The sequence below is a fragment of the Acidocella aluminiidurans genome (assembly GCF_055383125.1).
This window is the reverse complement of record NZ_AP031589.1, coordinates 88818-114061: the sequence shown is the minus strand read 5'-3', so window position 1 is coordinate 114061 and position 25244 is coordinate 88818. Positions and strand designations below refer to the sequence as shown.

At 64.9% G+C, this 25244-nt stretch carries 25 protein-coding genes; 7 read left to right on the top strand and 18 right to left on the bottom strand.

What is annotated here, in order from left to right:
• Positions 1 to 22: 22 nt before the first annotated feature.
• Together ACZ46S_RS00520 and ACZ46S_RS00515 are read right to left on the bottom strand one after the other, a co-directional pair.
• Positions 23 to 1243, bottom strand: a complete 1221-nt coding sequence (locus ACZ46S_RS00520; protein ID WP_464062922.1) for an SLC13 family permease — start codon at positions 1241 to 1243, stop codon at positions 23 to 25.
• A complete protein-coding gene (locus ACZ46S_RS00515) occupies positions 1240 to 2406 on the bottom strand; it encodes an MFS transporter (RefSeq protein ID WP_464062921.1) in 1167 nt (388 codons plus the stop codon). The genes ACZ46S_RS00520 and ACZ46S_RS00515 overlap by 4 nt, the downstream gene beginning before the upstream one ends.
• Positions 2407 to 2494: 88 nt before the next feature.
• Here ACZ46S_RS00515 and ACZ46S_RS00510 point away from each other — a divergent pair, with 88 nt between their 5' ends.
• A complete protein-coding gene (locus ACZ46S_RS00510; protein WP_295739540.1) occupies positions 2495 to 3328 on the top strand; it encodes an undecaprenyl-diphosphate phosphatase in 834 nt (277 codons plus the stop codon).
• Positions 3325 to 4086, top strand: a complete 762-nt coding sequence (locus ACZ46S_RS00505; protein ID WP_464062920.1) for a GDSL-type esterase/lipase family protein — start codon at positions 3325 to 3327, stop codon at positions 4084 to 4086. Before ACZ46S_RS00510 ends, ACZ46S_RS00505 begins: the two co-directional genes overlap by 4 nt.
• A gap of 88 nt (positions 4087 to 4174) precedes the next feature.
• Here ACZ46S_RS00505 and atpC read toward each other — a convergent pair whose 3' ends face one another.
• From atpC to ACZ46S_RS00475, 6 genes are all read right to left on the bottom strand, one after another.
• Positions 4175 to 4591 (bottom strand): ATP synthase F1 subunit epsilon, encoded by a 417-nt coding sequence (gene atpC / locus ACZ46S_RS00500; protein ID WP_295739544.1) that lies wholly within the window; start codon positions 4589 to 4591, stop codon positions 4175 to 4177.
• A gap of 3 nt (positions 4592 to 4594) precedes the next feature.
• Positions 4595 to 6028, bottom strand: coding sequence for a F0F1 ATP synthase subunit beta (atpD, locus tag ACZ46S_RS00495; protein ID WP_295739546.1), 1434 nt, complete (start codon positions 6026 to 6028; stop codon positions 4595 to 4597).
• Positions 6029 to 6038: 10 nt separating this feature from the next.
• Entirely contained in the window at positions 6039 to 6914 is an 876-nt protein-coding gene (locus tag ACZ46S_RS00490) for a F0F1 ATP synthase subunit gamma (RefSeq protein ID WP_295739548.1), read from the bottom strand.
• Positions 6915 to 6918: 4 nt separating this feature from the next.
• Positions 6919 to 8451: a F0F1 ATP synthase subunit alpha gene (atpA, locus tag ACZ46S_RS00485; RefSeq protein ID WP_295739550.1), complete on the bottom strand. Its 1533-nt coding sequence runs from the start codon at positions 8449 to 8451 to the stop codon at positions 6919 to 6921.
• Position 8452: 1 nt separating this feature from the next.
• Complete coding sequence (gene atpH, locus ACZ46S_RS00480) at positions 8453 to 9016, bottom strand: ATP synthase F1 subunit delta (protein ID WP_464062919.1); 564 nt, start codon at positions 9014 to 9016, stop codon at positions 8453 to 8455.
• A 140-nt stretch (positions 9017 to 9156) separates the two neighbouring features.
• Positions 9157 to 9729 (bottom strand): DUF2889 domain-containing protein, encoded by a 573-nt coding sequence (locus ACZ46S_RS00475; RefSeq protein ID WP_295739554.1) that lies wholly within the window; start codon positions 9727 to 9729, stop codon positions 9157 to 9159.
• A 97-nt stretch (positions 9730 to 9826) separates the two neighbouring features.
• Between ACZ46S_RS00475 and ACZ46S_RS00470 the strand changes: the two genes are divergently transcribed.
• Positions 9827 to 11203: an MDR family MFS transporter gene (locus tag ACZ46S_RS00470; RefSeq protein ID WP_464062918.1), complete on the top strand. Its 1377-nt coding sequence runs from the start codon at positions 9827 to 9829 to the stop codon at positions 11201 to 11203.
• Positions 11204 to 11337: 134 nt separating this feature from the next.
• Here the strand turns inward: ACZ46S_RS00470 and ACZ46S_RS00465 are convergent, their stop codons facing one another.
• Positions 11338 to 11625 carry a hypothetical protein gene (locus ACZ46S_RS00465; protein WP_464062917.1) on the bottom strand — a complete coding sequence of 96 codons (288 nt, stop codon included), beginning with the start codon at positions 11623 to 11625 and terminating at the stop codon, positions 11338 to 11340.
• Between the two features lie 47 nt (positions 11626 to 11672).
• Positions 11673 to 12878 carry an MFS transporter gene (locus ACZ46S_RS00460; RefSeq protein WP_464062916.1) on the bottom strand — a complete coding sequence of 402 codons (1206 nt, stop codon included), beginning with the start codon at positions 12876 to 12878 and terminating at the stop codon, positions 11673 to 11675.
• 170 nt (positions 12879 to 13048) lie between these two features.
• Here ACZ46S_RS00460 and ACZ46S_RS00455 point away from each other — a divergent pair, with 170 nt between their 5' ends.
• On the top strand, positions 13049 to 14080 hold the full coding sequence (locus ACZ46S_RS00455; RefSeq protein ID WP_464062915.1) for an aspartate-semialdehyde dehydrogenase: 1032 nt from the start codon (positions 13049 to 13051) through the stop codon (positions 14078 to 14080).
• 76 nt (positions 14081 to 14156) lie between these two features.
• Here ACZ46S_RS00455 and ACZ46S_RS00450 read toward each other — a convergent pair whose 3' ends face one another.
• A complete protein-coding gene (locus tag ACZ46S_RS00450; RefSeq protein ID WP_464062914.1) occupies positions 14157 to 14381 on the bottom strand; it encodes a DUF1127 domain-containing protein in 225 nt (74 codons plus the stop codon).
• 104 nt (positions 14382 to 14485) lie between these two features.
• Between ACZ46S_RS00450 and ACZ46S_RS00445 the strand changes: the two genes are divergently transcribed.
• Positions 14486 to 15385: a LysR substrate-binding domain-containing protein gene (locus ACZ46S_RS00445; protein WP_464062913.1), complete on the top strand. Its 900-nt coding sequence runs from the start codon at positions 14486 to 14488 to the stop codon at positions 15383 to 15385.
• A 59-nt stretch (positions 15386 to 15444) separates the two neighbouring features.
• On the opposite strand, the gene ACZ46S_RS00440 is transcribed toward ACZ46S_RS00445, so the two are convergent.
• Positions 15445 to 16149, bottom strand: coding sequence for an SIMPL domain-containing protein (locus tag ACZ46S_RS00440; protein ID WP_464062912.1), 705 nt, complete (start codon positions 16147 to 16149; stop codon positions 15445 to 15447).
• 153 nt (positions 16150 to 16302) lie between these two features.
• On the opposite strand from ACZ46S_RS00440, the gene ACZ46S_RS00435 reads away from it, so the two are divergent.
• On the top strand, positions 16303 to 17010 hold the full coding sequence (locus ACZ46S_RS00435; protein WP_464062911.1) for a hypothetical protein: 708 nt from the start codon (positions 16303 to 16305) through the stop codon (positions 17008 to 17010).
• A 9-nt stretch (positions 17011 to 17019) separates the two neighbouring features.
• Here ACZ46S_RS00435 and ispD read toward each other — a convergent pair whose 3' ends face one another.
• Positions 17020 to 17697 carry a 2-C-methyl-D-erythritol 4-phosphate cytidylyltransferase gene (gene ispD / locus ACZ46S_RS00430; protein ID WP_464062910.1) on the bottom strand — a complete coding sequence of 226 codons (678 nt, stop codon included), beginning with the start codon at positions 17695 to 17697 and terminating at the stop codon, positions 17020 to 17022.
• A 166-nt stretch (positions 17698 to 17863) separates the two neighbouring features.
• Positions 17864 to 18577 (bottom strand): ribonuclease PH, encoded by a 714-nt coding sequence (gene rph / locus ACZ46S_RS00425; RefSeq protein ID WP_295739574.1) that lies wholly within the window; start codon positions 18575 to 18577, stop codon positions 17864 to 17866.
• 52 nt (positions 18578 to 18629) lie between these two features.
• On the opposite strand from rph, the gene hrcA reads away from it, so the two are divergent.
• A complete protein-coding gene (hrcA, locus tag ACZ46S_RS00420; RefSeq protein WP_295739577.1) occupies positions 18630 to 19697 on the top strand; it encodes a heat-inducible transcriptional repressor HrcA in 1068 nt (355 codons plus the stop codon).
• 80 nt (positions 19698 to 19777) lie between these two features.
• On the opposite strand, the gene ACZ46S_RS00415 is transcribed toward hrcA, so the two are convergent.
• From ACZ46S_RS00415 to ACZ46S_RS00400, 4 genes are all read right to left on the bottom strand, one after another.
• Positions 19778 to 21337: a Do family serine endopeptidase gene (locus ACZ46S_RS00415; protein ID WP_464062909.1), complete on the bottom strand. Its 1560-nt coding sequence runs from the start codon at positions 21335 to 21337 to the stop codon at positions 19778 to 19780.
• Positions 21338 to 21540: 203 nt separating this feature from the next.
• Complete coding sequence (locus ACZ46S_RS00410) at positions 21541 to 22410, bottom strand: universal stress protein (RefSeq protein WP_295739581.1); 870 nt, start codon at positions 22408 to 22410, stop codon at positions 21541 to 21543.
• A gap of 67 nt (positions 22411 to 22477) precedes the next feature.
• Positions 22478 to 23734 (bottom strand): NAD(P)/FAD-dependent oxidoreductase, encoded by a 1257-nt coding sequence (locus ACZ46S_RS00405; RefSeq protein WP_464062908.1) that lies wholly within the window; start codon positions 23732 to 23734, stop codon positions 22478 to 22480.
• Positions 23735 to 23882: 148 nt separating this feature from the next.
• Entirely contained in the window at positions 23883 to 25232 is a 1350-nt protein-coding gene (locus tag ACZ46S_RS00400; RefSeq protein ID WP_295739585.1) for a glutamine synthetase family protein, read from the bottom strand.
• Positions 25233 to 25244: the final 12 nt, after the last annotated feature.

Here is a 25244-nt window from a genome sequence, read left to right as displayed (position 1 = left end):
ACAACCAGACGCTGTCAAAGGGTCAGAGGCTCACCCACAAGCCGAGCAGCGCCAGCGCCAATGCCGGCGGCATCATCACCGCGCCCAGCACCAGGAACCGCCAAGCGCTCATCTCCATCCCCTCACGGCGCAGCGCATTCAGCCAGAGGATCGTCGCCAGCGAGCCGGTGACGGAGAGGTTCGGCCCGAGATCCACCCCGATCAGCGCCGCCGCCCTCGCCCCGGCCGGGGCCTGGGCAAAGAGATGCGCCGCCAGCAGCCCGACCGGCAGGTTGTTGGCGAGATTGCTGAGCAGCCCCAGCCCCGCCCCCACCGGCCCAATCCCGGCCTGCGCGAAACCGGAAAGCACCCGCACCAGCCCGGCCTGGTCCAACGCCGCGACCATCACGAACAGCCCGGCCACCAGCGGCAAGACGCTCCAGGAGACGCCACGTAAGACGCGCCAGGGTGCGGTGCGTGTCAGCAGACTGACCAGCACCAGGCAACCTGCCCCGAGCAGGAAGGTCAGCGTTCCCAAAGCCCAGCCAAAGGCCGCCGCCGCCACCAGCAGCAAAGCCGCCACCCCCAGCCCGGCCAGCGTCCAGCGCCCGCCCGTACCCAGGGTCACGCGCTCATCCGGCACCTGCAGCGTCTCACGCAGATGCGCCCTTTGGGTCAGCCATAAGGTCGCGTAGCTCGCCAGGATCGCCAGCACCGACGCCAAACCGAACAGATGCAGCCACGCGCCCAGCCGCGGCATCTGCCCATCGAACAGCACCAGATTGGCGGGGTTGGAAATTGGCAGCAGAAACGAGGCGGCATTGGCGACGAAGGCGCAGATCAGCAGATAAGGCAGCTTATCCCTTGCCCCCGCCGCCCCGGCCATGGCGGCGACGGCGGGGGTGAACACCACCGCCGTCGCATCGTTGGAAAGCAGTGCCGTAATCACCACCGCCAGCGCATAAACCAGCGTGAACAGCAGCAGCGCCGATCCCCCGGCCCAGCGCGCCAGATGCGCCGCCGCCCAGTCGAACACGCCTTCCAGCACCGCCAGCTCGGCCAGCAGCATCATGCCGATGAGAAACAGATAAACCTGCGCCCCCTGCCCCATCGCCGCGAGCGCGGCACGCGGCGAGAGCGCGCCCAGCATAACCAGCAGCACCGCTCCAGCCAGAGCCGGCCAGGCCTCCTTCACCCCGAAGGGCCGCGCCATGATGCAGCCCAAGCTGATGGCGACGATCAGCAGGACAACACCGAGGCTCATGCCCGGCGTACGCTAAGGAAATAGCCCAGCCCCACCAGCCCCAGCGCGCCGCCGGCGACGCACAGCCCATCCCAGCCGCCGCGCGCCAGCAGCACGCCGCAGGCGGCGGAACCCGCCGCCCCGCCCAGGAAGAAGAAGGCCATGAACACGCCATTCAGCCGCGAGCGCAGCTCAGGTGCGAGGATATAGATCGAGCGCTGGCTCAACACGAGATTGGTCTGCACCGCCGAGTCGAGCACGATGCCGGCCAGCGCCAGCACCAGCACCGAATGGATCTGCGCCCCCAGCGCCGCGATGATGAAGGCCAGCGTCACCCCCAGCAGCGCCAGGATGGTGCCGGCCCGGGTATGGCCACGATCCGCCATATGCCCGGCCCAAGGCGCCACCAGCGCCCCCGCCGCGCCCACCAGCGCGAACACCGCGATGCCGCGCTGGGTGAAGCCGAACCGCGCCGCCAGATAAAGCGGCACCCCGGTCCAGAACAGCGAGAACCCGGCAAAGCAGGCGGCATGGACGAAAGCGCGCTGGCGCAACACTGCAAAGCGCAGCGGCAGCGTGAACAAGGAGCCCAGCAGCTCGCCATAATGATGGTTCGCCACCGGCTGGCGGTGCGGCAATTTGCGGCTCAGCAGCACCGCCATCCCGGCCATCGCCGCGGCGGAGAGAAAGAACACCATCCGCCAGGAGGAAAACGCCGCGATGGTCGAGGCGACGGGCCGCGACAGCAGGATGCCGAACAGCAGCCCGGAGGTCACCATCCCCACCACCTTGCCGCGCTGATGTTCGGGTGTCAGATGCGCCGCCAGCGGGATTAGCATCTGCACCGCCACCGAGGTCACCCCGATCAAGGCCGAGACCACCAGCATCACCCGCGCATCCCAGGCGAAGCCGGCCAGCAGCAGCGGGATGATCGCCGCCGCGATGGTCAGCACCACCAGGCGCCGATTCTCCACCAGATCCCCCAGCGGCACCAGGAACAGCAACCCCGCCGCGTATCCCAGCTGGGTGAGAGTCACGATCAGGCTTTCCGCCTGCGCCCCCATATGCAGCGCCGGGCCGATCAACCCGATCAGCGGCTGCGCATAATAAATATTCGCCACGACAATCCCGCAGGAGGCGGCGAGCAACCCGACCATTTGTCGGGACGGAGATGATTCAGACATGGGCCTCGACTTAACGGCGCGGGAAAATTCTGCGAAGCAGCAAATGGGGCGTCCGGCTTGAGCGCGCCATAGCTGAGGGGATGATTACATGGATTTATTGCATGCCGTGCTGTTTGCCATCCTGCAGGGGGCGACGGAACTCTTCCCCGTCAGCTCGCTGGGCCATGCGGTGGTGGTGCCGGCCTTGCTGCATTGGCATGTGGACCAGGCGGCGCCGAGCTTCCTGCCTTTCCTGGTGATGCTGCATCTGGGCACCGCCTTCGGGCTGATCGCCTATTTCTATGTGGAATGGCTGGTGATGGCGCGCGGCGTGCTGGGGCTGGGCTATGAGGCCGAAAACGCCTCCGCCCGGGCGCTGCTGGGCAAGCTGATCGTCGCCACCATCCCGGCGGTGATCATCGGCGCGCTGCTGAAGAAACATATCGCCCATCTCTTCGCCAGCCCGATGATCGCGGCCGGCTTTCTCATCCTCAACGCCATCCTGCTGCTCCTGGGCGAGCGCCGGCGCGACCAGCCTCTGCGCGGCACCACCATCGGTTATGTGGACGCGCTGATCATCGGCATCTTCCAGTGCCTGGCCTTCCTGCCCGGCATCTCGCGCTCGGGGGCGGCCATCGTCGGCGGGCTGCAGCGCGGCATTTCCTATGCCGGGGCGGCGAAATTCTCCTTCCTGATGGGCACGCCGGTGATCCTCGCCGCCGCCGCCGCCGAAGTGCCGAAACTGATCAAGGCGCATGAGTTGCATGCGCTGTTCGGCATCTCGCTGGTGGCCGCCCTCGTCTCCGGCATCGTCGCCTATGCCAGCACCGCCTTCCTGATGCGCTATTTCAAGGATCACGATGAGTGGGCGATGAAGCCATTCGCGATCTATTGCGCGCTGGCCGGCATCGTCTCCCTGGCGCTGCTCTGGGGCGGGCTGTGAGGCGCGCTTTGCTGGCAGCCGCCCTGCTGCTCGCGCCGGCATTCGCCCCCACCGTCGCCCAGGCCAAGGTCAACCTCGCCGAGGCGCCGATCGGCCGCACCGATCTGCCCTGGTGGAATGCCCGCTGGCACGCCACTCTGGTGGAGAAAGCCGCGCATCCCAACGCCAAGCTGGTCTGGCTGGGCGATTCGATCACCTATTACTGGCAGCGCCAGGGCGGGCATGGCTATGACGACATCAAGCCGGTCTGGGACAAATATTACAGCGCCTATGACACGCTGGATTTCGGCTTCATCGGCGACACCACCGCCTCGCTGATCTGGCGTCTCGACCATGGCCAGGTCGAAGGGCTGCACCCGAAGCTCGCCATCATCCTGATCGGCGCCAATAATTTCGGCCGGGTGCATTGGGATGCCGCGATGACGGTGCCCGGCATCGAATCCGTGGTGGCGAACACCCAGAAGCGCCTGCCCGGGGCGCATATCCTGCTGCTGGGCGTGCTGCCCTGCATTCGCGGCCCCTGGGTAGATGCGCAGACCATCGCCACCAATGCGGATCTCGCCAAGCATTATGAGGGGAATGCCAGCGTCACCTTCGTCGATCTGCGGCATCTGTTTATCAAGGACGGCAAGGTGGACGCGTCGCTCTTCGTCGACCCGCATCTCACCCCGCCGGAGCCGGCCTTGCATCCTAACCGCGAGGGCATGACGATGATCGCCCAGGCCATCGCTCCGATCGTGGAAAAATACGAGAACTGACAGCGCCCGGAGCCCGGCGCCGCGCCGGGCCATAAAAAAGGCGCCCCGTGAGGGGCGCCTTAAGGTTACTCTGGGAGCAACGTAAACATTAAGCCGCGGTCGGGAGCGCCGCGCTATCCACCATCGCCTGGGCGGAAATCAGCGCATCCGAAGCCTCGCGATAGGCGTCTGCATCCTGCAGGTTCACCGCCGCGAAGGCCGCCTTGGCCTCCGCCAGCTTTGCCTGCGCCGCCGCCGCGTCGATATCAGCCTGGCGGATGATCTCGTCCGCCAGCACCGAGCAGCGCCCTTCCGTCACCTCGGCGAAACCGCCGGTGACGAAGAAGCGGTCGGTGATCTTCCCGGCCTCGTAGATATCGACCAGTCCGCCGCGCAGGCTGGTGACCAGCTTGGAATGGCCCGGCAGGATGCCGAGATCGCCTTCCGTCCCCGGAACCACGACCATGTCGACCTCACGGGCCAGCAGCAGCCGCTCAGGGCTGATGATTTCCAGGGCCAAGGGCATGGATCAGGCCTTCGCCGCCAGGGCTTCGGCCTTGGCGATCGCCTCGTCGATACCGCCGACCATGTAGAAGGCCGCTTCCGGCATATGGTCGTAATCGCCGTTCACCAGCCCCTTGAAGGAGCGGATGGTGTCCTCGATGCCGACGAACACGCCCGGCGAGCCCGTGAACACTTCGGCGACATGGAAGGGCTGGGAGAGGAAGCGCTCGATCTTACGGGCGCGGGCCACGACCAGCTTGTCGTCCTCGGAGAGCTCGTCCATGCCCAGAATGGCGATGATGTCCTGCAGGCCCTTATAGGTCTGCAGAATGCGCTGCACGTCGCGCGCCACCTTGTAATGCTCTTCGCCGACGATGCGCGGATCGAGCGAGCGGGAGGTGGAGTCCAACGGATCCACGGCCGGGTAGATACCCTTTTCGGCGATCGCACGGTTCAGCACGGTCGTCGCATCAAGATGCGCGAAGGTGTTGGCCGGCGCCGGGTCGGTCAAATCGTCGGCGGGCACGTACACGGCCTGCACGGAGGTGATCGACCCCTTCTTGGTGGAGGTGATGCGCTCCTGCAGGGCGCCCATATCCGTCGCCAGGGTCGGCTGATAGCCGACCGCGGAGGGGATGCGGCCGAGCAGCGCGGACATTTCCGCGCCCGCCTGGGTGAAGCGGAAGATATTATCCACGAAGAACAGCACGTCCTGGCCTTCCTGGTCGCGGAAATACTCGGCCATCGTCACGCCGGAGAGGGCGACGCGGGCGCGCGCACCCGGCGGCTCGTTCATCTGGCCATAAACCAGGGCGACCTTGGAGCCATCGGTGGTGCCGTCCTCGTTCAGCTTGATGACGCCGGCATCGACCATTTCATGGTACAGATCGTTACCCTCGCGGGTCCGCTCGCCAACGCCCGCGAACACGGAGACGCCGCCATGGCCCTTGGCGATGTTGTTGATCAGCTCCTGGATGAGCACGGTCTTGCCCACGCCGGCGCCGCCGAACAGGCCGACCTTGCCGCCCTTCAGATACGGAGCCAGCAGATCCACCACCTTGATGCCGGTGACCAGGATCTCGGCGGAACCGGCCTGCTCCTCGAAGGAGGGGGCGTCGTTATGGATCGGCGCGCGGGCCGTCGCGGCGATCGGGCCGCGCTCGTCGATCGGCTCGCCGATCACGTTCAGGATGCGCCCCAGCACGCCCGGACCGACCGGCACGGAGATGGCCGCACCGGTATCGGTCACGGACTGGCCACGGACCATGCCGTCGGTGCTGTCCATGGCGATGCAGCGCACCGTGCGCTCGCCGATTTCCTGCGCCACTTCGAGCACCAGGCGGCGCTCGCCGATCTGGGTCTCCAGGGCGTTCTGAATGAAGGGCAGCGCGCCGTCGAACTCAACGTCGACAACAGCGCCATTGATCTGGGTCACACGGCCGGTGTTGTTGCTTGTCATCTCTATGTCCTCAAACGGCTTCCGCGCCGGAAATGATTTCAATCAGCTCTCTGGTGATGTTCGCCTGACGGGCCCGGTTATAGCTCAGCGTCAGCTTCTTGATCATCTGGCCGGCATTGCGGGTGGCGCTGTCCATCGCGGTCATCTGCGCGGCATAGAAGCCGGCGGCGTTTTCCAGCAGGGCCGCGTAGATCTGCACCGCCAGATTGCGCGGCAGCAGACGGTCCAGCAAGGTGCCGTCATCCGGCTCCACCTCGTAATTATGCTCCATCGCGTTATCATTCGCGCTGGGGGCCGCGGCGGGGATCAGCGGCTGCTCGACCGGCTTCTGCGTCATCACATTATGGAAGCGGTTGAAGATCAGCGTCACGGTGTCGTACTCGCCGGCCTTGAAGCCGCGAATGACCTCCTGCGCCACCTCCTCCGCATCCGCGAAAGTCACGACCTTCTTGCCGACAAAGTTCTTGGTGCCGGTGATGCTGGCCCCCATGTCGCGGCGCAAACTGTCATTGCCCTTGCGGCCGAGCGCGAAGATCTTCACCGTTTTGCCTTCGGCGGTCAGCTGGGCGGCCTTCTGGCGCACCTGCTTGGCGATATTGGCGTTGAAGCCCCCCGCCAGACCGCGATCCGCCGTCACCGCCAGCAGCAGGTGGGTCTGGCTCTTGCCATTGCCCACCAGCAGCTTGGAGGCGTTCGGGTTGCCCGCCTCGGAGGCGGCCAGGGCCGCCAGCATCTCCGCCATGCGCACGGCATAGGGGCGCGAGGCCTCGGCCTGGGCCTGCGCGCGGCGGAGCTTGGCCGCCGCCACCATCTTCATGGCGCTCGTGATCTTCTGCGTCGATTTGACGCTGTTGATCCGGTTGCGCAGGGTTTTCAGCGAGGGCATGGGCTTATCCGAAGGTGCGCAGCAGGGTCTCGATGAACGCGATCAGCGCCTTTTCCGTCTCGGGCTTGATCTGCTGGTCGGCCTCGATCGCGTTCACGATCTCGGGCGCGTTCACCTTGATGTCGGAGAGCAGCTGCATTTCGAACTGGCCGATCTTGTCCACCGCCACACCGTCCAGATAGCCACGGGTGCCAGCGAAGACGGAGATCACCTGCTCGGCAACCGAGAGCGGCTTGAACTGCGGCTGCTTCAGCAGCTCGGTCAGGCGCGCGCCACGGGCCAGCAGCTTCTGGGTGGCGGGGTCGAGATCGGAGGAGAACTGCGCGAAGGCCGCCATTTCGCGGTACTGCGCCAGATCCAGCTTGATCTTGCCGGCCACCTGCTTCATCGCCTTGATCTGCGCGGCGGAGCCGACGCGCGAGACCGAGAGGCCAACGTTAATGGCGGGGCGGATGCCCTTGAAGAACAGCTCGGTCTCCAGGAAGATCTGCCCGTCGGTGATCGAGATCACATTGGTCGGGATGTAGGCGCCAACGTCGCCGGCCTGGGTTTCGATGACCGGCAGCGCGGTCAGCGAGCCCGCGCCGTACTCGTCGGACATCTTCGCCGCGCGCTCCAGCAGGCGCGAATGCAGGTAGAACACGTCGCCAGGATAGGCTTCGCGGCCCGGCGGGCGGCGCAGCAGCAGGGACATCTGGCGATAGGCGACCGCCTGCTTGGACAGATCGTCATAGCCGATCAGCGCGTGCATGCCGTTATCGCGGAAATATTCGCCCATGGCGCAGCCGGTATACGGGGCCAGATACTGCATCGGCGCCGGATCGGAGGCGGTGGCGGCGACGACGATGGAGTATTCCATCACGCCGTATTCTTCCAGCGTGCGCACCAGCTGGGCCACGGTGGAGCGCTTCTGGCCGACCGCGACATAGATGCAGTACAGCTTCTTGCTCTCATCGCCGGTGGCGTTGACCGCCTTCTGGTTGATGATGGTGTCGACGATCAGCGCGGTCTTGCCGGTCTGGCGGTCGCCGATGATCAGTTCGCGCTGGCCGCGGCCGACGGGCACCAGCACGTCGATCGCCTTGATGCCGGTCTGCATCGGCTCATGCACGGATTTGCGGGGAATGATACCCGGCGCCTTGGTCTCGACCAGGCGGCGCTCGGCGTACATCACCGGCCCCTTGCCGTCGATCGGGTTGCCCAGCGCGTCAACGACGCGGCCGAGCAGCCCCTTGCCCACCGGCACATCGACGATCTGGCCGGTGCGGGTGACGGTGTCGCCCTCACGGATGGTCTTGTCGTCGCCGAAGATCACCACGCCGACATTGTCGGCTTCCAGGTTCAGCGCCATGCCCTTGAGGCCGGAGCCGGGGAAATCCACCAGCTCCCCGGCCTGCACATTGGCGAGACCGAACACGCGCGCGATGCCATCCCCCACGGAGAGGACCTGGCCGGTCTCGGCCACATTGGCTTCGGTGTCGAAATCCGCGATCTGACGCTTCAGAATCTCGGAGATTTCGGCGGGACGGATCTCCATATCAGGCAGCTCCCTTGAGAGAATAATTCAGCCGGTTAAGGCGCGATTTGAGGGTGGTGTCGTAGAGCTTGTCGCCGATCTGCAGACGCAGACCGCCGAGCAGCCCGGCATCGAGCTTTTCAATCAGCCGCACGGTGCCATGGCCGGCTTCGGCCAGGCGGGCGGTGAGCTGGGCGCGCTGGGTATCGGACAAGGCGTGGGCGGAGGTGACCACTGCGACCGCCTCGCCACGCTTGGCGGCGGCATAGGCGCCAAAGCCCTCGATCAGTAGCGGCAGGTCGCGCAGGCGGCGATTCGCGGCGACGACGCCGACAAAATGCCGCACCAGCATGGACACACCCTGCGCCGCCAGCGCCTCATCCAGCGCCTTACCAGCCTTGCCGGCATCGGTCAGCGGGTTGGCGATCAGCGCGGCGAGAGGCTGGCTCTCCTTGATCAGGCGGCCCAGCGCCGCGATCTGCTCGATGGTCTGGTCCAGCGCGCCTTGCTCATGCGCCAGCGCGTAAAGCGCCGCGGCGTAACGCCCGGCCAGGCCAGTGACACGATTATCCGTGATATCGACCAAAGTTTATCCTGCCTTGTTGCCGTGCTCTGAAATATAATGCCTCTTACAAGGCTTGGCGGGGCAGTAACATAGGGTTTCCGCCGCAGCAAGGCCATAAGTGCCCCGCCCCCGCAAACGGCGCATCAAGCCCTTGGTTTGTGTCAGTTTGGCGCAGAGAGTTCCGCCTCCGCGCGCAACCTCGCCACCACCGGCCCGGTTTCATTGTAAGAGTGGCAGGTATTCAGCAGCGCCGGCGCGAGGCCCGGCTTGTCCTTGCCCTCCCCTCCGTCGGGCCCGTGATTGAGCACGGAATAGCGGGTCTGGTAGGCGGTGGTGGCGACCGGCTGCAGCAATTCGCGCAGATGTGTGCAGCCCTCAACCCCGCCCACGCGCTGCGCGGCGGCGCGCAAAAACCCCTTGCCGATTTTCAAACCCACCAGCCGCGCCATATTCGGCGCGGTTTGCGGGCATATATTATAGGGTGTCGAATCCATCGCCGCCTCGCAGGCGACGATTTCCATCTCCTCGACGGTCAGGGTCATGCGAATCCACATATCGTGCAGCGGCACCCCGGCGGGGATGCCTGCGCGGTCGATATTGGCCATGCTGTAGCTCTTCACATCGGTCATCCGCGCCTCGACCTCGATCAGCCCGTCCTCGCGCAGATAGCCTTGCAGCGTCACCTCGCGGGTGTGCAGCAGGCGGCGGGGGGAGGTGGCGGCGGAAAGAGGCATACTTGTTTCCTATGGCTGGGCCCGGCGCGGGCAATCTTGCCAAAATCCATGCCATGGCCAAAAGGGTCAGCACAATTGCCGATAAGGATGATCAGCCATGGACGGGCAGGCAGAGCCGCGCCGCTATAGCCACGCCGAGCGCCTGCGCGTCGTCCAGGGGGTGATGCTGTGCATGCTCCTGGCCGCCTTGGACCAGACCGTGGTGCTGCCCGCCATTCCGCAAATGGCGCAAAGCCTGCACGGCCAGACGCATCTCTCCTGGGTGGTCTCGGCCTATCTGCTCGCCTCCACCGCCACCACCCCGCTTTACGGCAAGCTCTCGGACCAGTTCGGCCGTGCCAAGGTGCTGGGCCCTGCCCTGCTCGCCTTCGTGCTCACCAGCATATTCTGCGCGCTCGCCTGGTCTGTGCCGGCATTGCTGCTGGGCCGGGCCCTGCAGGGGCTGGCGGGCGGGGCGCTGATCACCGTGTCCCAGGCGGCGGTGGCGGATGCGGTGCCGCCGCGCGAGCGTGGGCGCTACCAGGCCTATTTCGCCTCGATGTGGGCGCTGGCTTCCGGGGCGGGGCCGGTGGTGGGCGGCTGGCTCGCGCAGAATCTCTCCTGGCGCTATATTTTCTGGGTCAATCTGCCGCTGGGGCTGTGCGCCCTGGCGCTGTGCATACGCGGGCTGAAGGATCTGCCGATCAATGGCCGCCGCGGCCGGTTCGATCTCAGTGGCGCGGCGCTGCTGATCGGCGCCAGCGCGCTGCTGCTGCTGGCGATCAGCCTGGGCGGGGTGGATCTGCGCTGGCTCTCCTGGCCGGAAGCGGGGCTGGTGCTGGCCGGCCTGTTCGGCATCCTCACCCTGCGCGCCCAGCAGCGGCGCAGCCCGCACCCGCTGATGCCCTCCGGCCTGCTGATCCGGCTGCGCGGCACCATCGCCCTGGCGGCGCTGAATAATTTCGCCCTGTTCGGCTCCATCTTCATGTTTCCTCTGCTGCTGCAGCGTTTCTTTCATGACAAGCCGGCCCAGGCCGGCATCGAGCTGGTGCCTTTCCTGCTCACCGGCGTGGCAGGCGCCTATACGGCCGGACAGATCGCCCGGCGCACGGGCAAGCTGCGGGCGATGTTCGTCACCGGCACGAGCCTCGCCGCCACGGCATTTCTGGTGATGACGCTCAACCCGCTCTTCGCCCCGGTACCGGTCTCGGCACTGATCGGCTTCGGGGTGGGCATGCTGCAGCCCACCACCATCCTGGCGGTGCAGGCGCTGACCGATCTGCCGGAAATCGGCATCGCCACCGGCATGCTGCTGCTGTTGCGGGCGATTGGCGGGGTGTTCGGCGCCACCTTGGCCGGCGCCGCCTTGGATGGCGGCTTTGCCGATCCAATCAGTGGCTACCGGCTGGGCTTCGGGCTGTGCCTGGCTGTGGCACTGGGCGGGCTGGCTTTGAGCTGGCGGATGCGCGAGATCACGCTGCATAGCGGGCCCTGAGACAGCTAGCGAAATATGCGTTTAGGGTGACACCGCAGCGTCACCCTAAACGCATGAAATTGCTCGTCAAAACATGAGTAGAGCGCGTGGGTGTCACCCCCTCTCGCTCCAGGCGCCGCACACCGCCCGGGCGTTCAGTGGCCCAGCGTCGGAAACACGAAATGCACCAGCAGCACCGCGGAGAAAATCAGGGTCAGCCAGCCGAGCAGCGCCCCGAGCACGCGCATCACCATCATCACGGCCAGCGCCACGATGAAAATCAGAATACAGACCTGCCATTGCGGCTGATAGATGCCAAGGCCCTGCATGCCGGCCAGCAGAATGTTATCGATGCTCGCCGCGATACCCAGCACCAGCCCGATTATGCCCCAGAACATGCCATTCGCCGCGCCGCTGCCCATCTCACCCCTCTCTCCTGGCATGGTTCTGCCATCTCGAATGCCGAAAACGCCACTCAAGTTTTAGTGAGTCATTCCAGTTTTTCAACATTTTTGAGCGCCGGAAACAATTTGATCCAAAGCAGCGCCACGGCGATGGTGCCGATGCCGCCCAGAACCACCGCCGGCACCGCGCCGAACAGCGCCGCCGTCATGCCGCTTTCAAACTCGCCGACCTGGTTGGAGGCGCTGACAAACAGGAAATTCACCGCCCCCACCCGGCCACGCATATCGTCTGGCGTGCGCAGCTGCACCAGCGAGACGCGGATGACCATGCTGATCGTATCCGCCGCCCCCATCACCGCCAGCGCCAGCACGGAGAGCGGAATCGAATGGGACAGGCCAAACAGGATGGTGCCGAGCCCGAAGACGATCACCGCCTGGAACATGCGCATGCCCACGCGCCGCTCCACCGGATGGCGGGCGAGCCACAGCGTCATCAGCAGCGCCCCCGCCGCCGGGGCGCCGCGCAGCAGCCCCAGTCCCCAGGGGCCGGTATGCAGAATGTCACGCGCGTAAATCGGCAGCAGCGCGGTCGCCCCACCGAGCAGCACCGCGAACAAATCCAGTGAAATCGTCCCCAGGATCATCGGATGACGGCGCACGAACCCCACCCCGGCGAACAAGGCGCGCAAGGATGGCGGCTCCTTCGCAACCGGCGGACGGTCAACCAGAATGCCCGCGACGGCTGTGGCCGATGCCGCCCAGCCCAGCGCCATCGCCGCATAGGGCCAGCCGGGCGAGATCGCGTAGATGAACCCGCCCAGGGCGGGCCCGACGATCGTCGCCAGCTGGAATACCCCTGTGGCCATCGCCGCGCCGCGCTGGAAAGCGCCCTCCGGCAGGACAGCGTTGAGCAACGCGCTCATTGCCGGGTTCTCGAAAGAGCGCGCGGCGGCGATCACCACTACCGCGGCGAAAATAACCCCGACACTCTCCCAATGACCGAAGGCCGAGAGTGCCAGCAGCAGCGACGCCATCGCCTCGAAGATCTGGCAGACCATGACCACATGCTTGCGCGAATACCGGTCCGAGACATGGCCGGCGAAAAATACCAAACCGGCGGCGGGAATGAATTGCGCCAGCCCGACCATGCCGAGCAAAAAGGCGCTATGGGTCAGTGCATAGATCTGCCAGCCCACCGCCACCGCCGCCATCTGGTAGGCAAAACTGCCCAGGCCACGGGCGAGATAATAACGGAGGAACGGGGCATGGCGCAGCAGCGCCGCTTCGCGCATTGGCGAAAGGTCAGTCCTTTTGGCGTTCATGAGCAGCCTATAACGGGGCGCTTTGCGCCGCACTCATGCTATTCGCGCATCCCCCCTCGCACTCTCGCGTGAAACGCTTGCGCGCAAGCAGATTTCGCCGTAACCCCGGCGTCCGAACTTTTATTTTTGGAGTAAGCGTCATGTCCTACAGGGTTGCGGTCGTCGGTGCCACCGGTGCGGTGGGGCGCGAGATCCTGAAAACCCTTGCCCAGCGCGACTTCCCCGTCTCCGAGGTGGCCGCCCTGGCCTCCGGCCGTTCCGCCGGGCAGGAAGTCTCCTTCGGCGAGGATAAGGTGCTGAAGGTGCAGAATCTGGAGAGCTTCGATTTCACCGGCTGGGACATCGCCTTGTTCTCCCCCGGCGCCTCCGTCTCCGCCATTCACGCGCCGCGCGCGGGTGCGGCCGGCTGCGTGGTGATCGACAACACCTCCCAATTCCGCATGGACCCGGACGTGCCGCTGGTGGTGCCCGAGGTGAACCCGCAGGACATCGCCCTGCACACCAAGCGCAACATCATCGCCAACCCGAACTGCTCGACCATCCAGATGGTGGTCGCCCTCAAGCCCCTGCATGACCGCTTCAAGATCAAGCGCGTGGTGGTGAGCACCTACCAGTCCGTCTCCGGCGCCGGCAAAGAGGGCATGGACGAGCTCTATAACAACACCAAGGTCTCCTTCGTGAATGAGAAGGGCAAGCCGCAAGTGTTCCAGAAGGACATCGCCTTCAACTGCATCCCGCAGATCGACGTGTTCATGGATGACGGCGCCACCAAGGAAGAGTGGAAGATGGCGGTCGAGACCAAGAAAATCCTCGACCCCAACGTGCCGGTGATCGCCACCTGCGTGCGCGTGCCGGTGTTCATCGGCCATTCCGAGGCGGTGTTCGTCGAATTCGAAAACCCGGTCTCGGTGAAGGAAGCCCGCGAGGCGCTGGCCAAGGCGCCGGGCATCGTCGTCGAGGATAAGCGCGAGCCGGGCGGCTATATCACCCCGATCGAGTGCCAGGGCGAGGACGCGACCTTCGTCTCGCGCCTGCGCAAGGACCCGACGGTGGAAAACGGCCTGGCCTTCTGGTGCGTCTCCGACAATCTGCGCAAGGGCGCGGCGCTGAACGCGGTGCAGATCGCCGAGGTGCTGATCAAACAGAAGCTGCTGAAGAAGCAGGCGGCGTAAGGGCGCAGCCACATAAAGGAAAAAGAGCGGCCTCCGTCAGGCCGCTCTTTTTTTTGCCTGCATTCCGGGCGCTTTTTCAGCGCGGCCGCGGCGTGTCGTCCCAGGGTTTGCGGTTGACCTCCTCCAGCGCGTCGGCCGGAGAGAGCCCGATATCGCCCAGCATCCTTGCATCCATCCGCATGATCGCCCGCCGGCCAACCACCACCTGGCGCATCCGCATGATCCGCGCCCACAGCCCGTTCGGCCGCTTCGCCGGGCGCGGCGATGTTGCCGCTTTTACCCTTTCGGCAATGCTCAGCATGGTCTTCAACTCCGTGTTTGTTTCCCGCGTGAAAGATCTAAGCGCCCGGCATGAATAAGAAAAACGAATTGTTGTTATCATAAAAATCATATATTCTTATTCTGATGTCCCTCCCCGCCGGCCTCGACCCCGATCTCTTGCGCGCCTTCATCTATGTGGCGGAGGAGCAGAACTTCACCCGCGCCGGCAGCCGCGTCGGCCGCACCCAGGCGGCGATTTCCATGCAGATGCGCAAGCTGGAGGATATTCTGGGCAAGACCCTGCTCAAGCGCGGCCGGGGTGAAGGCATCGAGCTGACACCGCACGGGCAATATCTGCTCTCCCGCGCGCGCGAGCTGCTGGTGCTCAACGATTCCATCTGGTCCGCCTTCCAGGCGCCGGAGATCAGCGGCAAGGTGCGGCTCGGCACCCCGGATGATTACGCCCTGCAATTCCTCCCCGGCGCGCTGCGCCGCTTCGCCCAGACCCATCCGGCGGTGGAGGTGGAGGTGGTCTGCCTGCCCTCAACCGAGCTGATGGGCCGGCTGAAGGCCGGGCAGCTGGATCTGTCGCTGATTTCCGAGGGGCATGAGGCGCGCAACTGGCCTGCACGGGAGCTGATTCGCGGGCCGCTGGCCTGGATCACCTCCACCCGCTTCGTCCCGCACAAGCTGGAGCCGCTGCCGCTGGCGCTGGCCGAGCATGATTGCAGCTGGCGGCGCGCCGCCTTGCGCGGGCTGGATGAGGCCCATTTGCCCTATCGCATCGCCTATGTCTCAGGTAGCGCCATCGGCTCGCTGGTGCCGGTGCTGGCCGGGCTGGCGATGACCTGCGGCATCCCCAACCGGCTGCCGGAAGGCACCCGCGCCTTGCGCCCGGGTGAGGACGGTCTACCGAAACTGCCGGATTTCTGCGTGCTGATGCTGAAGGGCAAAACCGCCCCGCAGCCCGTCACCGACCGGCTGGCCGAACATATCGAGGACGAGGCAACGCGCGAGGCGCAGACCGCCGGCTGGGCCGCCTGAAAAGTTTTTGGTGGGGAGTTTTTGAAAAATGTCCCCACACCCTCAAAAACTTTTGAAATTCAGTTGCCAGCGCTATTCAGCTCGATCTGCGCCGAGACGCTCGCCGTAATCGTCACCTTGTCCGGCGCCGATTGCGGCGCGGCGGGGGCGGCGGCCAGCATCATCACCTTTGGACTGGGCGGCAGCGGCGCGGACGCGCCATTCACACTCAACTGCTTCAACGCGCCCACCTTTTTATGCAGCGTATCGGCAATATCCGCCGCTTCGGCGCGCAAGGCGGCGAGCGCATTGCGCACCGCGTCGCGCTCCGCGTTTTGCCGGCCCGCATCGGAGAGTTCACCGCTGAGCCCGTTCAGCAACAGCCCGTCCGCCTGCAACCTGCCCAGCAGATCGGTAAAACCCTTGTCCGGCACGCCGCCTTTATCCGGTTGGGTCAGGGTCAGGCTCTGGGTCGCGGTGAATTGCGGCCGGCTTTGGCCGTTCGGCGCGCTATTATAGCTGTTATACCCGCCGGTGGTGGCCACCACGTTCGGCAACGCCTTCGCCGCGGCCAGCGCCTTGGCCATCGCCTGGTTCACCTTGGCCTGCGCGGCGGCGGCGTTCGGCGCATCCGCCTGCACGTTGAACTGGGCCACGGCCTCGTCCGGCTCGACCTTGACGCTGCCTTCGGCGCTCAGTGACAGGGTGGTGGGCGCGGTCTGCGCCGCAGCAGGCAGCGCCAACGTGCTGAGAACCGTAACCAGATAGACGATTTTCCGTGCCATATATCGCTCCTCCACCAAAACGCCGCGAATTTAGGCGCAAACCCCGCTCCGCGCCAGAACACCCCCGCGCCACGCATTGTCAAAATCATTTCGATTATCTATAAATTTCGCTAAAAGAACGCCGAACGACAAAAAATCTCACCGGAGCGTATCATGCGGGTTTCTCAATTACCCTTCAACGTCGCCGATCTTATGGATCAGAATAAAGCCCACTATATTATCAACACCTGCGCGTCCGTTTCCCCGCCCATGGTCGAGAATAGGCAACTCTACTCCCCCATGCTGATCGATTTCACCGGCAAGAAAGGTTTGGCGCTCTACGCCAAGAACATGACCACGCTGATCGACGGCCTCTCCAGTTGCACCGGAATTCTCTTCGAAAGGCCGATTTCCGGGCAGGTCTTCGTCTGGGCCACGCGGGTCGGTGACAGCAGCAAACATAAGAGCACCACGCTCAGCGGCGTGCGTGGCGGCATGCAACAGCTCAGCAACAACACCGTCAAATTTGGGCTGGTCATGGCGACGAGCAAGGTGGAGGGGCTGACGAACTGGCTGAGGCGCACGTCAAAGAAGCCCATCACGAATAAGCTAATCAGCAGTCTCGATTACGACCAGTATCTCCAGCGCGATGGCGGCGGCGTGAGAAGCGGCATCCTTAATCAACGGGCAATGAACATGATTGAAGGCCATGCCACGGCGCTGGTCATCCCGGCCAAATTCAGGAATGAATTCAGCATGGACGGCATCTCGCCGATCGATAACGGGAAGGTCACAATGGCCTCCATCGCCAAGCTGGTGCGGGTGATGAAGACCAAGCTCGACAAGGCCGGACCCAGCCGGGAAGGCGGGATTTACGACTGAGCCGCGCCCTCAACCAGCCAGCATGGCCTCGGCCCGGAGCAGATCGGCGGCGGTGGTGATCTTGAAATTATCCTCGCTGCCGAGCACCATTTCCACCCGCAGCCCGGCATGTTCGGCGATCATCGCATCATCGGTGAAATCCGTCTCCGGCGCGGTCTGCACCGCGTGGCGATGGGCCTTGTAGATATCCTGGAAGCGAAAACCCTGCGGCGTCTGCGCCCGCCAGAGCCCGGCGCGGCTCACCGTGCCGGCCACCACCCCATCCTGCACGCGCTTGAGCGTATCGGCCAGCGGCACGCCGACGATGGCCGAGGCCCCGCGCCCCAGCACCTCCAGCACCGCCGAGATGGTGTCCAGCGCGATGAAGGGGCGCACCGCGTCGTGGATCAGCACATTGTCCGGCTTCAGCACAGCGATGGCTTCCAGCCCCAGCCGCACGCTGTCCTGCCGCTCCTTGCCGCCGAAGCGCACGGCGAGCAGCTTCTCCAGCCCGTCGGTGGCATCGTCATACAGCGCCTGGTCGTCCGGATGGATCAGCACCTGCACCGCGTCGATCTCCGGATGGCGGGTGAGGGCCTGGATGGTGTGACGCAGGATCGGCGCACCCTTGAGCGGCAGATATTGCTTCGGCAACGGCCCGCCCACGCGATAGCCCCGCCCCGCCGCCACGATCAGCCCGATATTCATAGCCCCTGCCCTTCTTACCCAAATTTGCAAAAGTTTTTTGGGGGGTGGGGGTGTTTTTACAAAAACACCCCCACGAACAATCGGGGTAGTGGCAGCGTCGTCGTCACCACCCCTGACGTCTTTCGCCGCTTTTTTGAAAAAAGCGGCACCAAAAAACTTTTATGACTTAACCCAACGCCGCTTTCTGGGCCTTGAACAACTCTGCCGTCCCCTGGCGGGCCAGGCCCAGCAGCTTGTTGAAGGCCGCCTCGTCAAAGCTGGATTTCTCCGCCGTCGCCTGGATTTCCACAATCCCGCCCGCCGCGGTCAGGATGAAATTCGCATCCGCATCCGCCGCCGAATCCTCGGCATAATCCAGATCCAGCACCGGGTTGCCCTGATAGATGCCACAGGACACCGCCGCCACCTGCCCCAGCATCGGCATGGATTTGATCACATTCTTCGCCTTCAACTGCCGGAAGGCCAACACCATCGCCACATAGGCGCCGCTGATCGCCGCACAGCGCGTACCGCCATCGGCGTTCAGCACATCGCAATCCAGCGTCACGGTGATCTCGCCCATCGCCTTGCGGTCGATCACGGCGCGCAGGCTGCGCCCGATCAGCCGCTGGATCTCCTGCGTGCGGCCGGATTGCTTGCCCCGCGCCGCCTCGCGCTCACCGCGCGTATGGGTGGCACGCGGCAGCATGCCGTATTCGGCGGTCACCCAGCCCTCGCCCTGGCCGCGCATGAAAGGCGGCACCCGCCCCTCGACGCTGGCGGTGCACAGCACCTCGGTTCGCCCCATGCGGATCAGCGCCGAGCCCTCGGCATGGTGGGAAAACCCGGTCTCGATGGAGACCTGGCGCAGGGCGTTGAATTCTCTGCCGGAGGGCCGCATGATCTGACTCCTTACATTCTGCTGCGCCGTGCTATTATCCGAGCCTAGCCCGATGGACCATAGACAGAAATCCCCTCCCCCCCGGCTGCCGCCCGGGCTCGACATACGCTCCGCCGCCGTGCTGCGGGAAATCGTCGAGCAATATGTCGAAACCGGCGAGCCGGTGGGCAGCCGCACCCTCTCGCGCCTGCTCCCGCACAAGCTCTCCCCCGCCACCATCCGCAACGTGATGGCGGACCTCACCGATGCCGGGCTGCTCTTCTCCCCCCACACCTCCGCCGGCCGGCTGCCGACGGATCGCGGTCTGCGGCTATTCGTGGACGGGCTGCTGCAATTCGGCGAGCTTTCGGAGGAGGAGCGGACCAATATCAACCTCTCCCTCGCCGGCTCCGGCCGCTCTATGCAGGACACGCTGGCCCAGGCCTCAACCCTGCTCTCCGGCCTCTCCGCCGCCGCCGGGCTGGTGCTCGCCCCCAAGGGCGAAGGGCCGGTGAAACATATCGAATTCGTGCCGCTCTCGCCGGGGCGCGCTCTGGTGGTGCTGGTCTCGGCCGATGGCCAAGTGGAAAACCGCATCATCGAAACCCCGCCCGGCCTGCCGCCCTCGGCCCTGCAGCAGGCCAGCAACTTCCTCAACGCCCAGCTCGCCGGCCTTACCCTCACGGAGCTGCGCAGCCGGGTGCGCGCCGAGCTCACCGCCGACCGCAGCGCCTTGGACGAACTGACCAGCGCCGTCATCGAAGCCGGGCTCGCCACCTGGGGCCAGGAAGGGCGCTCCGGCTCGCTGATCCTGCGCGGCCAGGGGCGGCTCTTGGAGGATATCGACCAGCTCGAAAAACTCTCCGCCATCCAGGCTTTGTTCGAGCGGCTGGAGACCGAGGAAACGCTGCTGAAGCTGCTGGATCTGGCCGAGGAATCGGACGGGGTGCGGATTTTCATCGGCGCCGAATCGGGGCTGTTCGGCTCCGCCGGGGTCTCGATGATCGTCGCCCCGGCGCGCAACGCGCAGGACCGGATTGTGGGCGCGATCGGCGTCATCGGGCCGACGCGGATCAATTACGGGAAGATTATTCCGGTGGTTGATTATACCGCGCGGGTGATCGGGCGGTTGCTGGGGTAACAAAAAAGGCCGGTGCCTTGGCACCGGCCCGTGTAGGGAACTTTTTGGAAAAAGTTCCCTACGACCCTCAAAAACTTTAGTTAGTTTCCGTTTTTGCCGTCGCCGAGGGCGATGCCGACAAACAGAGCCTGGCCCTGGCGGACGATGCGCAGCGCCACCGCGTCCGCCCCGCCCTTGCGCGCGGCCTTGATCGCGTTCACCGCCTCATCCGGGCTGTTCACATCCGTGGCGCCGACGCCGACCAGCAGATCGCCCTGCTGCAGCCCGGCCTGATCCGCCGGCGAATTCGGCTTCACATTCACGATCACCGCCCCGGTGGCATCATCCGGCAAATTGAGCTGGTTGCGCAGATCCGGCGTCAGCGGCGCCAAGGTCACGCCCAGCGCCGCCGGCGAGGCATTCTGCTGGCTGCCGCCATTGCCGGTATTGCCGTGCTCGAAGCTGGCATCCGGGTTGCTCGGCATCTCCTCCACCGCGACGCTGACATCCTGCGACTTGCCGCCATGCAGATAGGTGATGTCGGCCTTGCCGCTCGGATCGATATTGGCGATGTCCTCGGCCAGATCGCCCGGATTGGTCACGCTCTGGCCGTTCACGGCGGTGATCACGTCGCCCGCCTTCAGCCCCGCCTTGGCGGCCGGGCTGTTCGGCGCCACGGCGGCGATCAGCGCGCCATCCTTGTTCGGGTTGCTCATCGGCAGCTTCAGCGCCTGCGCCATCTGCGGCGAGATCATCTGCGCGGAAACGCCCAGGAAGCCGCGCGTCACCTTGCCATGCGCCACCAGCTGGGTGACCACGCGCTTGATCATGTCGGACGGAATGGAGAAGCCAATGCCGACCGAGCCGCCGGAGGGCGACAGGATGGCGGTGTTGATGCCGATCACCTGGCCCTTCTGGTTGAACAGCGGCCCGCCGGAATTGCCCTCATTGATCGGCGCATCAGTCTGGATGAAGCGGTCATACGGGCCATCGCCGATATCGCGGCCCAACGCGGAGACCACGCCCGTCGTCACCGTATTGCCCAGCCCGAACGGATTGCCCATCGCGATCACCCACTGGCCGGGCTCGACATCCTTGGAATCTCCCAGCTCGACATAGGGCAGCGGCTTCTTCGCGTCGATCTTCAGCACCGCCAGATCGGTCTTGGGATCGGTGCCCAGGATCTTCGCCGGATAGGTATCGCCGTTGGAGAGCGTCACCGTGACGGTCTTGGCCCCCTTCACCACATGGTTATTGGTGACGATGGTGCCGTTGGCGTCGATGATAAAGCCCGAGCCCTTGGCCTCAATCGCCTGCGGCTGCTGCTGCGGGCCACTGAAACCAAAAGGAAAGCCGGGCGGGAAACCGGGGATCTGCGGAAAGCCCGGCGGCAGGCCGTTCTGCGCCTGACGGCCGGAGCTGCTGTCATCGGCGGTCTGGTCCAGCTTCAGCTTCACATCCACGGAGACCACCGCCGGCATCACCGCTTTCACCAGGGTCGAGAAATCCGGCACCGGGGTGAAGTTTTTCTGCACAAGCTGGGTCGCGTCCATGGACGGGTCGGCGGCCTTCGCCGGCACCACGCTGACAGCGGCCAGGGCCGTGGCGCCCAGCAGGGCAAAAGCGGAAGCCGTGGCACGCGTCCGATGTTGTTTGATCATGGTCTATCTCCTGCGTCTGACTGGACAATGGGGCCGCTGAACGGCGATGTGTGACTTAAATGCCACTAGGGGGGCGCGATCTCAATTGTAACAGCCGCGAGGGTTACATTTCTTCACCCCCCATGCGCGGTCGTTTCAAACAGCGGGGAGATTGTTTCAGATCAGCGCCAGATTTGCCGTGAAATGCCCGGAAAAACCCGGCCTCAGCGATTCATCAGCACCGAGAGATGGGCATTTTCCAGCACATGCCGGGTAATCCCGCCCAGGATCAGCTGGCGCAGGCGCGAGGAGGTGGAATAGGCCCCCATGGTCAGCAGATCCGCATTGAAGGAGCGCGCCGCCGCCAGCAGCCCGGCGCCGATATTGCGCTCCACCGGCGTGAACATGGCGATGTCAGCCTCGACACCGTGATGCGAGATATAGTCGCGCACCTCCTGCGCGCTGGGGCCCGGGCGGGTATAATCCTCGCACACCAGAATCCGCACCGCTTCGGCCTGGCGCACGAAGGGCATGGCGGAGGCGAGGGCCGAGGCCGCATAGGAGGTGCCGTTCCAGGCGATGGCGATGCGCTTGCCGATGCTGGCGGGCGGCGCCACCGGCGCCAGCAGCACCGGCCGGCCGGAATCGAACAGCACCGCATGCAGCGCCTCGGCGGCGGAGACATCCTCGCCGGAGAGCGGGTGCGGCACGATGGTAAGATCCGCCAGGCGCGCCTTGTGCGCCACCAGCTGCTCCTCACGCCCGGTGAGGGTGGTGAAGCTGGCACTCGGCTCGTTGGTGCCGCGATGCGCCGCGGCGATGGGCACCACCGCCGCTTCCGTCGCCTCCGCGAACAGCGCCTGCAGGCCGCGCACGCGCACCCCGCCCTCGCGCTCGGTGGCACTCATCATGTCCTCGATCAGCGCGCCGGACAGCCCTTCGCCCGCGAACGGCGCGATCTCCCGCGTGTCGGACTGGATATGCAGCACCTCCAGATGCGCATTCCACATGCGGGCCAGCAGCAGCCCGGCCTGCAGCGCCGCCGCGGCGGATTCCATGCTGCTGACAGGAAGAAGGAATTTGCGAACCGACATGCTTTCAAGCCTTCAAGAACAGAACCGTAACCGGATTATACTGCACTTAAGGCCTCAAGTGGCAAACTCAAAGCAAATCGCGCAACCTGAACCAGCTCGTCGCCAGCACCAGAGCCGGGGTGCGCAGCGCCTCGCCACCGGGGAAGCGCGCATGCGGGATACGGGCGAAGACGTCAAAGCGCTCCGCCTGCCCCGCTACCGCTTCCGCCGCCAGCTTGCCGGCCAGGCCGGTAAGTGCCAGCCCATGCCCGGAGAAGCCTTCCAGGAACAGGATATTGCGCCCCAGCCGGCCGAAATGCGGGGCACGGTTGCGGGTGATATCGACAAACCCGCCCCAGGCGAATTCCACCTTGGCGTCCTTCAGCTGCGGGAACACCTTCACCGCCCGCGCCAGCATCGCCGCCCCCAGATTTCGCGGCGGCCGCTTGGAATAAGAGACGCGGCCGCCGAAGAGCATGCGGTCATCCGCTGAGCGGCGATAATAATCCAGCACGAAATTCAGATCCGCCACCGCCTCATCATTGGGAATCAACGCGCGCACATCGGCACGCGGCTCGGTCGCCATCACATAGGTGCCAACCGGCATGACATAGCCGCGCAGGCGCTTTTCCAGCCCCTCCAGATAGGCGCCGCCGGCGATGATCAGATGCTTCGCCCGCACCCGGCGCGCGCCGACATGCAAGGTGACAATGTCGCCCTCCTCGATGCGCGCAACCGGGCTGCCGGCAAATATCCGCGCCCCCGCCGCCTGCGCCGCCTTGGCGAGGCCCAGCGTGTAGTTCAGCGGATGCACATGCCCGGCGAGCTTATCCTCAAGTGCCGCGATATAGCGCGGGCTGGCCAGACGCGCGCGCAATGCCGCGCCTTCCAGCAACGCCCCAACCGGCGCCCCGAGCTTCGCCAGCACCTCCTGCTCCTCGCGCAGCTCGCGCACATGGCGGGGTTTCAGGGCGGCGTGCAGATAGCCGTGGCGCGGATCGCACGGGATATTATGCTGGGCGATGCGGGCATAAAGCAGATCCACCGCCTCCACCGACATGTCCCATAATCTGCGGGCATCCTGGGCGCCGACGAGCTGGGTGATTTTATGTTGTCCGGCGCCGAAGCCCGGCAGCACCTGGCCGCCATTGCGCCCCGACGCGCCCCAGCCGATCTGTCTGGCTTCCAACAGCACCGGCCGAAACCCGCGCTCGGCCAAATGCAGCGCCGCCGAAACACCCGAGATGCCGCCACCGATGATGGCAACATCCGTCTCGATATCCTGATCCAGAGGCGGCGCGGCAAAATCCACACGCCGCGTGGCATGGTAATAATTGTTATCCATCCGATGGCCCAAAGTTTTAGAAGTTTTTGGGGATGTGGGGACTTTTTTCAAAAAGTCCCCACAGACGTTCGGGGTGGTGGCACCGTCATCGTCAGCAACCCGAAGGTTTTTCGCCGCTTTTTTGTAAAAAAGCGGCACCAAAAAACTTTTAGACGTTCAGCAGCAGATGCTCGCGCTCCCAGGACGAGATCACCCGCAGATAGGTCTCGTATTCCAGCCGCTTCACCGCCACCAGCACATCGACTATCTGGTCGCCCAGCACCTCGCGGATCTCCGCGGAACGATCCATCAGATCCAGCGCATGCGAAAGCTCGCGCGGCAGCGTGTATTCGCCCGCGTAGGCGGAGCCGATCTGCTCGGGCGTGCCCTGCAACTCCTGCACCATGCCAAGATAGCCGCAGGCCAGCGTCGCCGCGAAAGCCAGATATGGATTTGCATCCGCGCCCGGCACGCGATTTTCCACGCGCATCGCCGCCGCATCGCCAAAGGGCACACGCAGCCCGCAAGTGCGATTGTCATAGCCCCATTGCAGATTGATCGGCGCGTTGGAAAAACGCGTCAGCCGGCGATAGGAATTCACATTCGGCGCGAAAATCGGCATGGTCGCGGGAATGTATTTCTGCAGGCCCGCGAGATAGCTCTTGAACAATTTGCTGGCCTTGCCGTCAGCGCCAGCGAAGAGGTTCTTGCCAGTCTTTGGGTCGACGATGCTCTGATGCACATGCATCGCGCTGCCCGGCTCGTTGCTCATCGGCTTGGCCATGAAGGTGGCGTAGATATTATGCCGCAGCGCCACCTCGCGCACCGTGCGCTTGAACAGGAACACCTGGTCGGCGCGGTGCAGCGGGTCGCCATGCAGCAGGTTGATCTCCACCTGCGCCGCGCCCTCCTCATGGATCAGCGTATCGAGATCCATCTCCTGCAGATCGCAGAAATCATACATCTCCTCGAACAGCGGATCGAACTCGTTCACCGCGTCGATCGAGTAGGCCTGACGCCCGCTCTCCTGCCGGCCGGAGCGGCCAACCGGCGGCACCAGCGGGTAATCAGGATCGGTATTGCGGCCGACCAGATAGAATTCCAGCTCCGGCGCCAGCACCGGCTGCCAGCCGCGCTCTTCGTAAAGCTTGAGCACACGCTGCAGGACTTGCCGAGGCGCGATCGGCACCGGCGTGCCGTTCGCGTATTGGCAATCATGGATGATCTGCGCGGTCGGCTCATGCGCCCAGGGCACCAGCCGCACCGTGGAGGTGTCGGGCACCAGCTTGATGTCGATGATCGCGGGGTCGGTCAGCTTGTCGGTCGGATCGTCCGGATATTCACCGGTGACGGACTGAATGAAAATCGCCTCGGGCAAACGCGGCGGGCCGCCTTTGATGAATTTCTCCGCCGGCATGATCTTGCCGCGGGGAATGCCGGTAATGTCGGGCACCAGGCACTCGACTTCGGTGATCCGGTGTTCCTCGAACCAGTCTTTCAGATTGATCTGTTCACTCATGTTATCCTCATG

What these genes read in the sequence shown, in the direction of transcription:
- ACZ46S_RS00520 (WP_464062922.1), bottom strand. Translation starts at nt 1,243, where the DNA reads ATGAGCCTCGGTGTTGTCCTGCTGATCGTCGCCATCAGCTTGGGCTGC.
- ACZ46S_RS00515 (WP_464062921.1), bottom strand. Translation starts at nt 2,406, where the DNA reads ATGTCTGAATCATCTCCGTCCCGACAAATGGTCGGGTTGCTCGCCGCC.
- ACZ46S_RS00510 (WP_295739540.1), top strand. Translation starts at nt 2,495, where the DNA reads ATGGATTTATTGCATGCCGTGCTGTTTGCCATCCTGCAGGGGGCGACG.
- atpC (WP_295739544.1), bottom strand. Translation starts at nt 4,591, where the DNA reads ATGCCCTTGGCCCTGGAAATCATCAGCCCTGAGCGGCTGCTGCTGGCC.
- atpD (WP_295739546.1), bottom strand. Translation starts at nt 6,028, where the DNA reads ATGACAAGCAACAACACCGGCCGTGTGACCCAGATCAATGGCGCTGTT.
- ACZ46S_RS00490 (WP_295739548.1), bottom strand. Translation starts at nt 6,914, where the DNA reads ATGCCCTCGCTGAAAACCCTGCGCAACCGGATCAACAGCGTCAAATCG.
- atpA (WP_295739550.1), bottom strand. Translation starts at nt 8,451, where the DNA reads ATGGAGATCCGTCCCGCCGAAATCTCCGAGATTCTGAAGCGTCAGATC.
- ACZ46S_RS00475 (WP_295739554.1), bottom strand. Translation starts at nt 9,729, where the DNA reads ATGCCTCTTTCCGCCGCCACCTCCCCCCGCCGCCTGCTGCACACCCGC.
- ACZ46S_RS00470 (WP_464062918.1), top strand. Translation starts at nt 9,827, where the DNA reads ATGGACGGGCAGGCAGAGCCGCGCCGCTATAGCCACGCCGAGCGCCTG.
- ACZ46S_RS00465 (WP_464062917.1), bottom strand. Translation starts at nt 11,625, where the DNA reads ATGCCAGGAGAGAGGGGTGAGATGGGCAGCGGCGCGGCGAATGGCATG.
- ACZ46S_RS00460 (WP_464062916.1), bottom strand. Translation starts at nt 12,878, where the DNA reads ATGCGCGAAGCGGCGCTGCTGCGCCATGCCCCGTTCCTCCGTTATTAT.
- ACZ46S_RS00455 (WP_464062915.1), top strand. Translation starts at nt 13,049, where the DNA reads ATGTCCTACAGGGTTGCGGTCGTCGGTGCCACCGGTGCGGTGGGGCGC.
- ACZ46S_RS00450 (WP_464062914.1), bottom strand. Translation starts at nt 14,381, where the DNA reads ATGCTGAGCATTGCCGAAAGGGTAAAAGCGGCAACATCGCCGCGCCCG.
- ACZ46S_RS00445 (WP_464062913.1), top strand. Translation starts at nt 14,486, where the DNA reads ATGTCCCTCCCCGCCGGCCTCGACCCCGATCTCTTGCGCGCCTTCATC.
- ACZ46S_RS00440 (WP_464062912.1), bottom strand. Translation starts at nt 16,149, where the DNA reads ATGGCACGGAAAATCGTCTATCTGGTTACGGTTCTCAGCACGTTGGCG.
- ACZ46S_RS00435 (WP_464062911.1), top strand. Translation starts at nt 16,303, where the DNA reads ATGCGGGTTTCTCAATTACCCTTCAACGTCGCCGATCTTATGGATCAG.
- ispD (WP_464062910.1), bottom strand. Translation starts at nt 17,697, where the DNA reads ATGAATATCGGGCTGATCGTGGCGGCGGGGCGGGGCTATCGCGTGGGC.
- rph (WP_295739574.1), bottom strand. Translation starts at nt 18,577, where the DNA reads ATGCGGCCCTCCGGCAGAGAATTCAACGCCCTGCGCCAGGTCTCCATC.
- hrcA (WP_295739577.1), top strand. Translation starts at nt 18,630, where the DNA reads ATGGACCATAGACAGAAATCCCCTCCCCCCCGGCTGCCGCCCGGGCTC.
- ACZ46S_RS00415 (WP_464062909.1), bottom strand. Translation starts at nt 21,337, where the DNA reads ATGATCAAACAACATCGGACGCGTGCCACGGCTTCCGCTTTTGCCCTG.
- ACZ46S_RS00410 (WP_295739581.1), bottom strand. Translation starts at nt 22,410, where the DNA reads ATGTCGGTTCGCAAATTCCTTCTTCCTGTCAGCAGCATGGAATCCGCC.
- ACZ46S_RS00405 (WP_464062908.1), bottom strand. Translation starts at nt 23,734, where the DNA reads ATGGATAACAATTATTACCATGCCACGCGGCGTGTGGATTTTGCCGCG.
- ACZ46S_RS00400 (WP_295739585.1), bottom strand. Translation starts at nt 25,232, where the DNA reads ATGAGTGAACAGATCAATCTGAAAGACTGGTTCGAGGAACACCGGATC.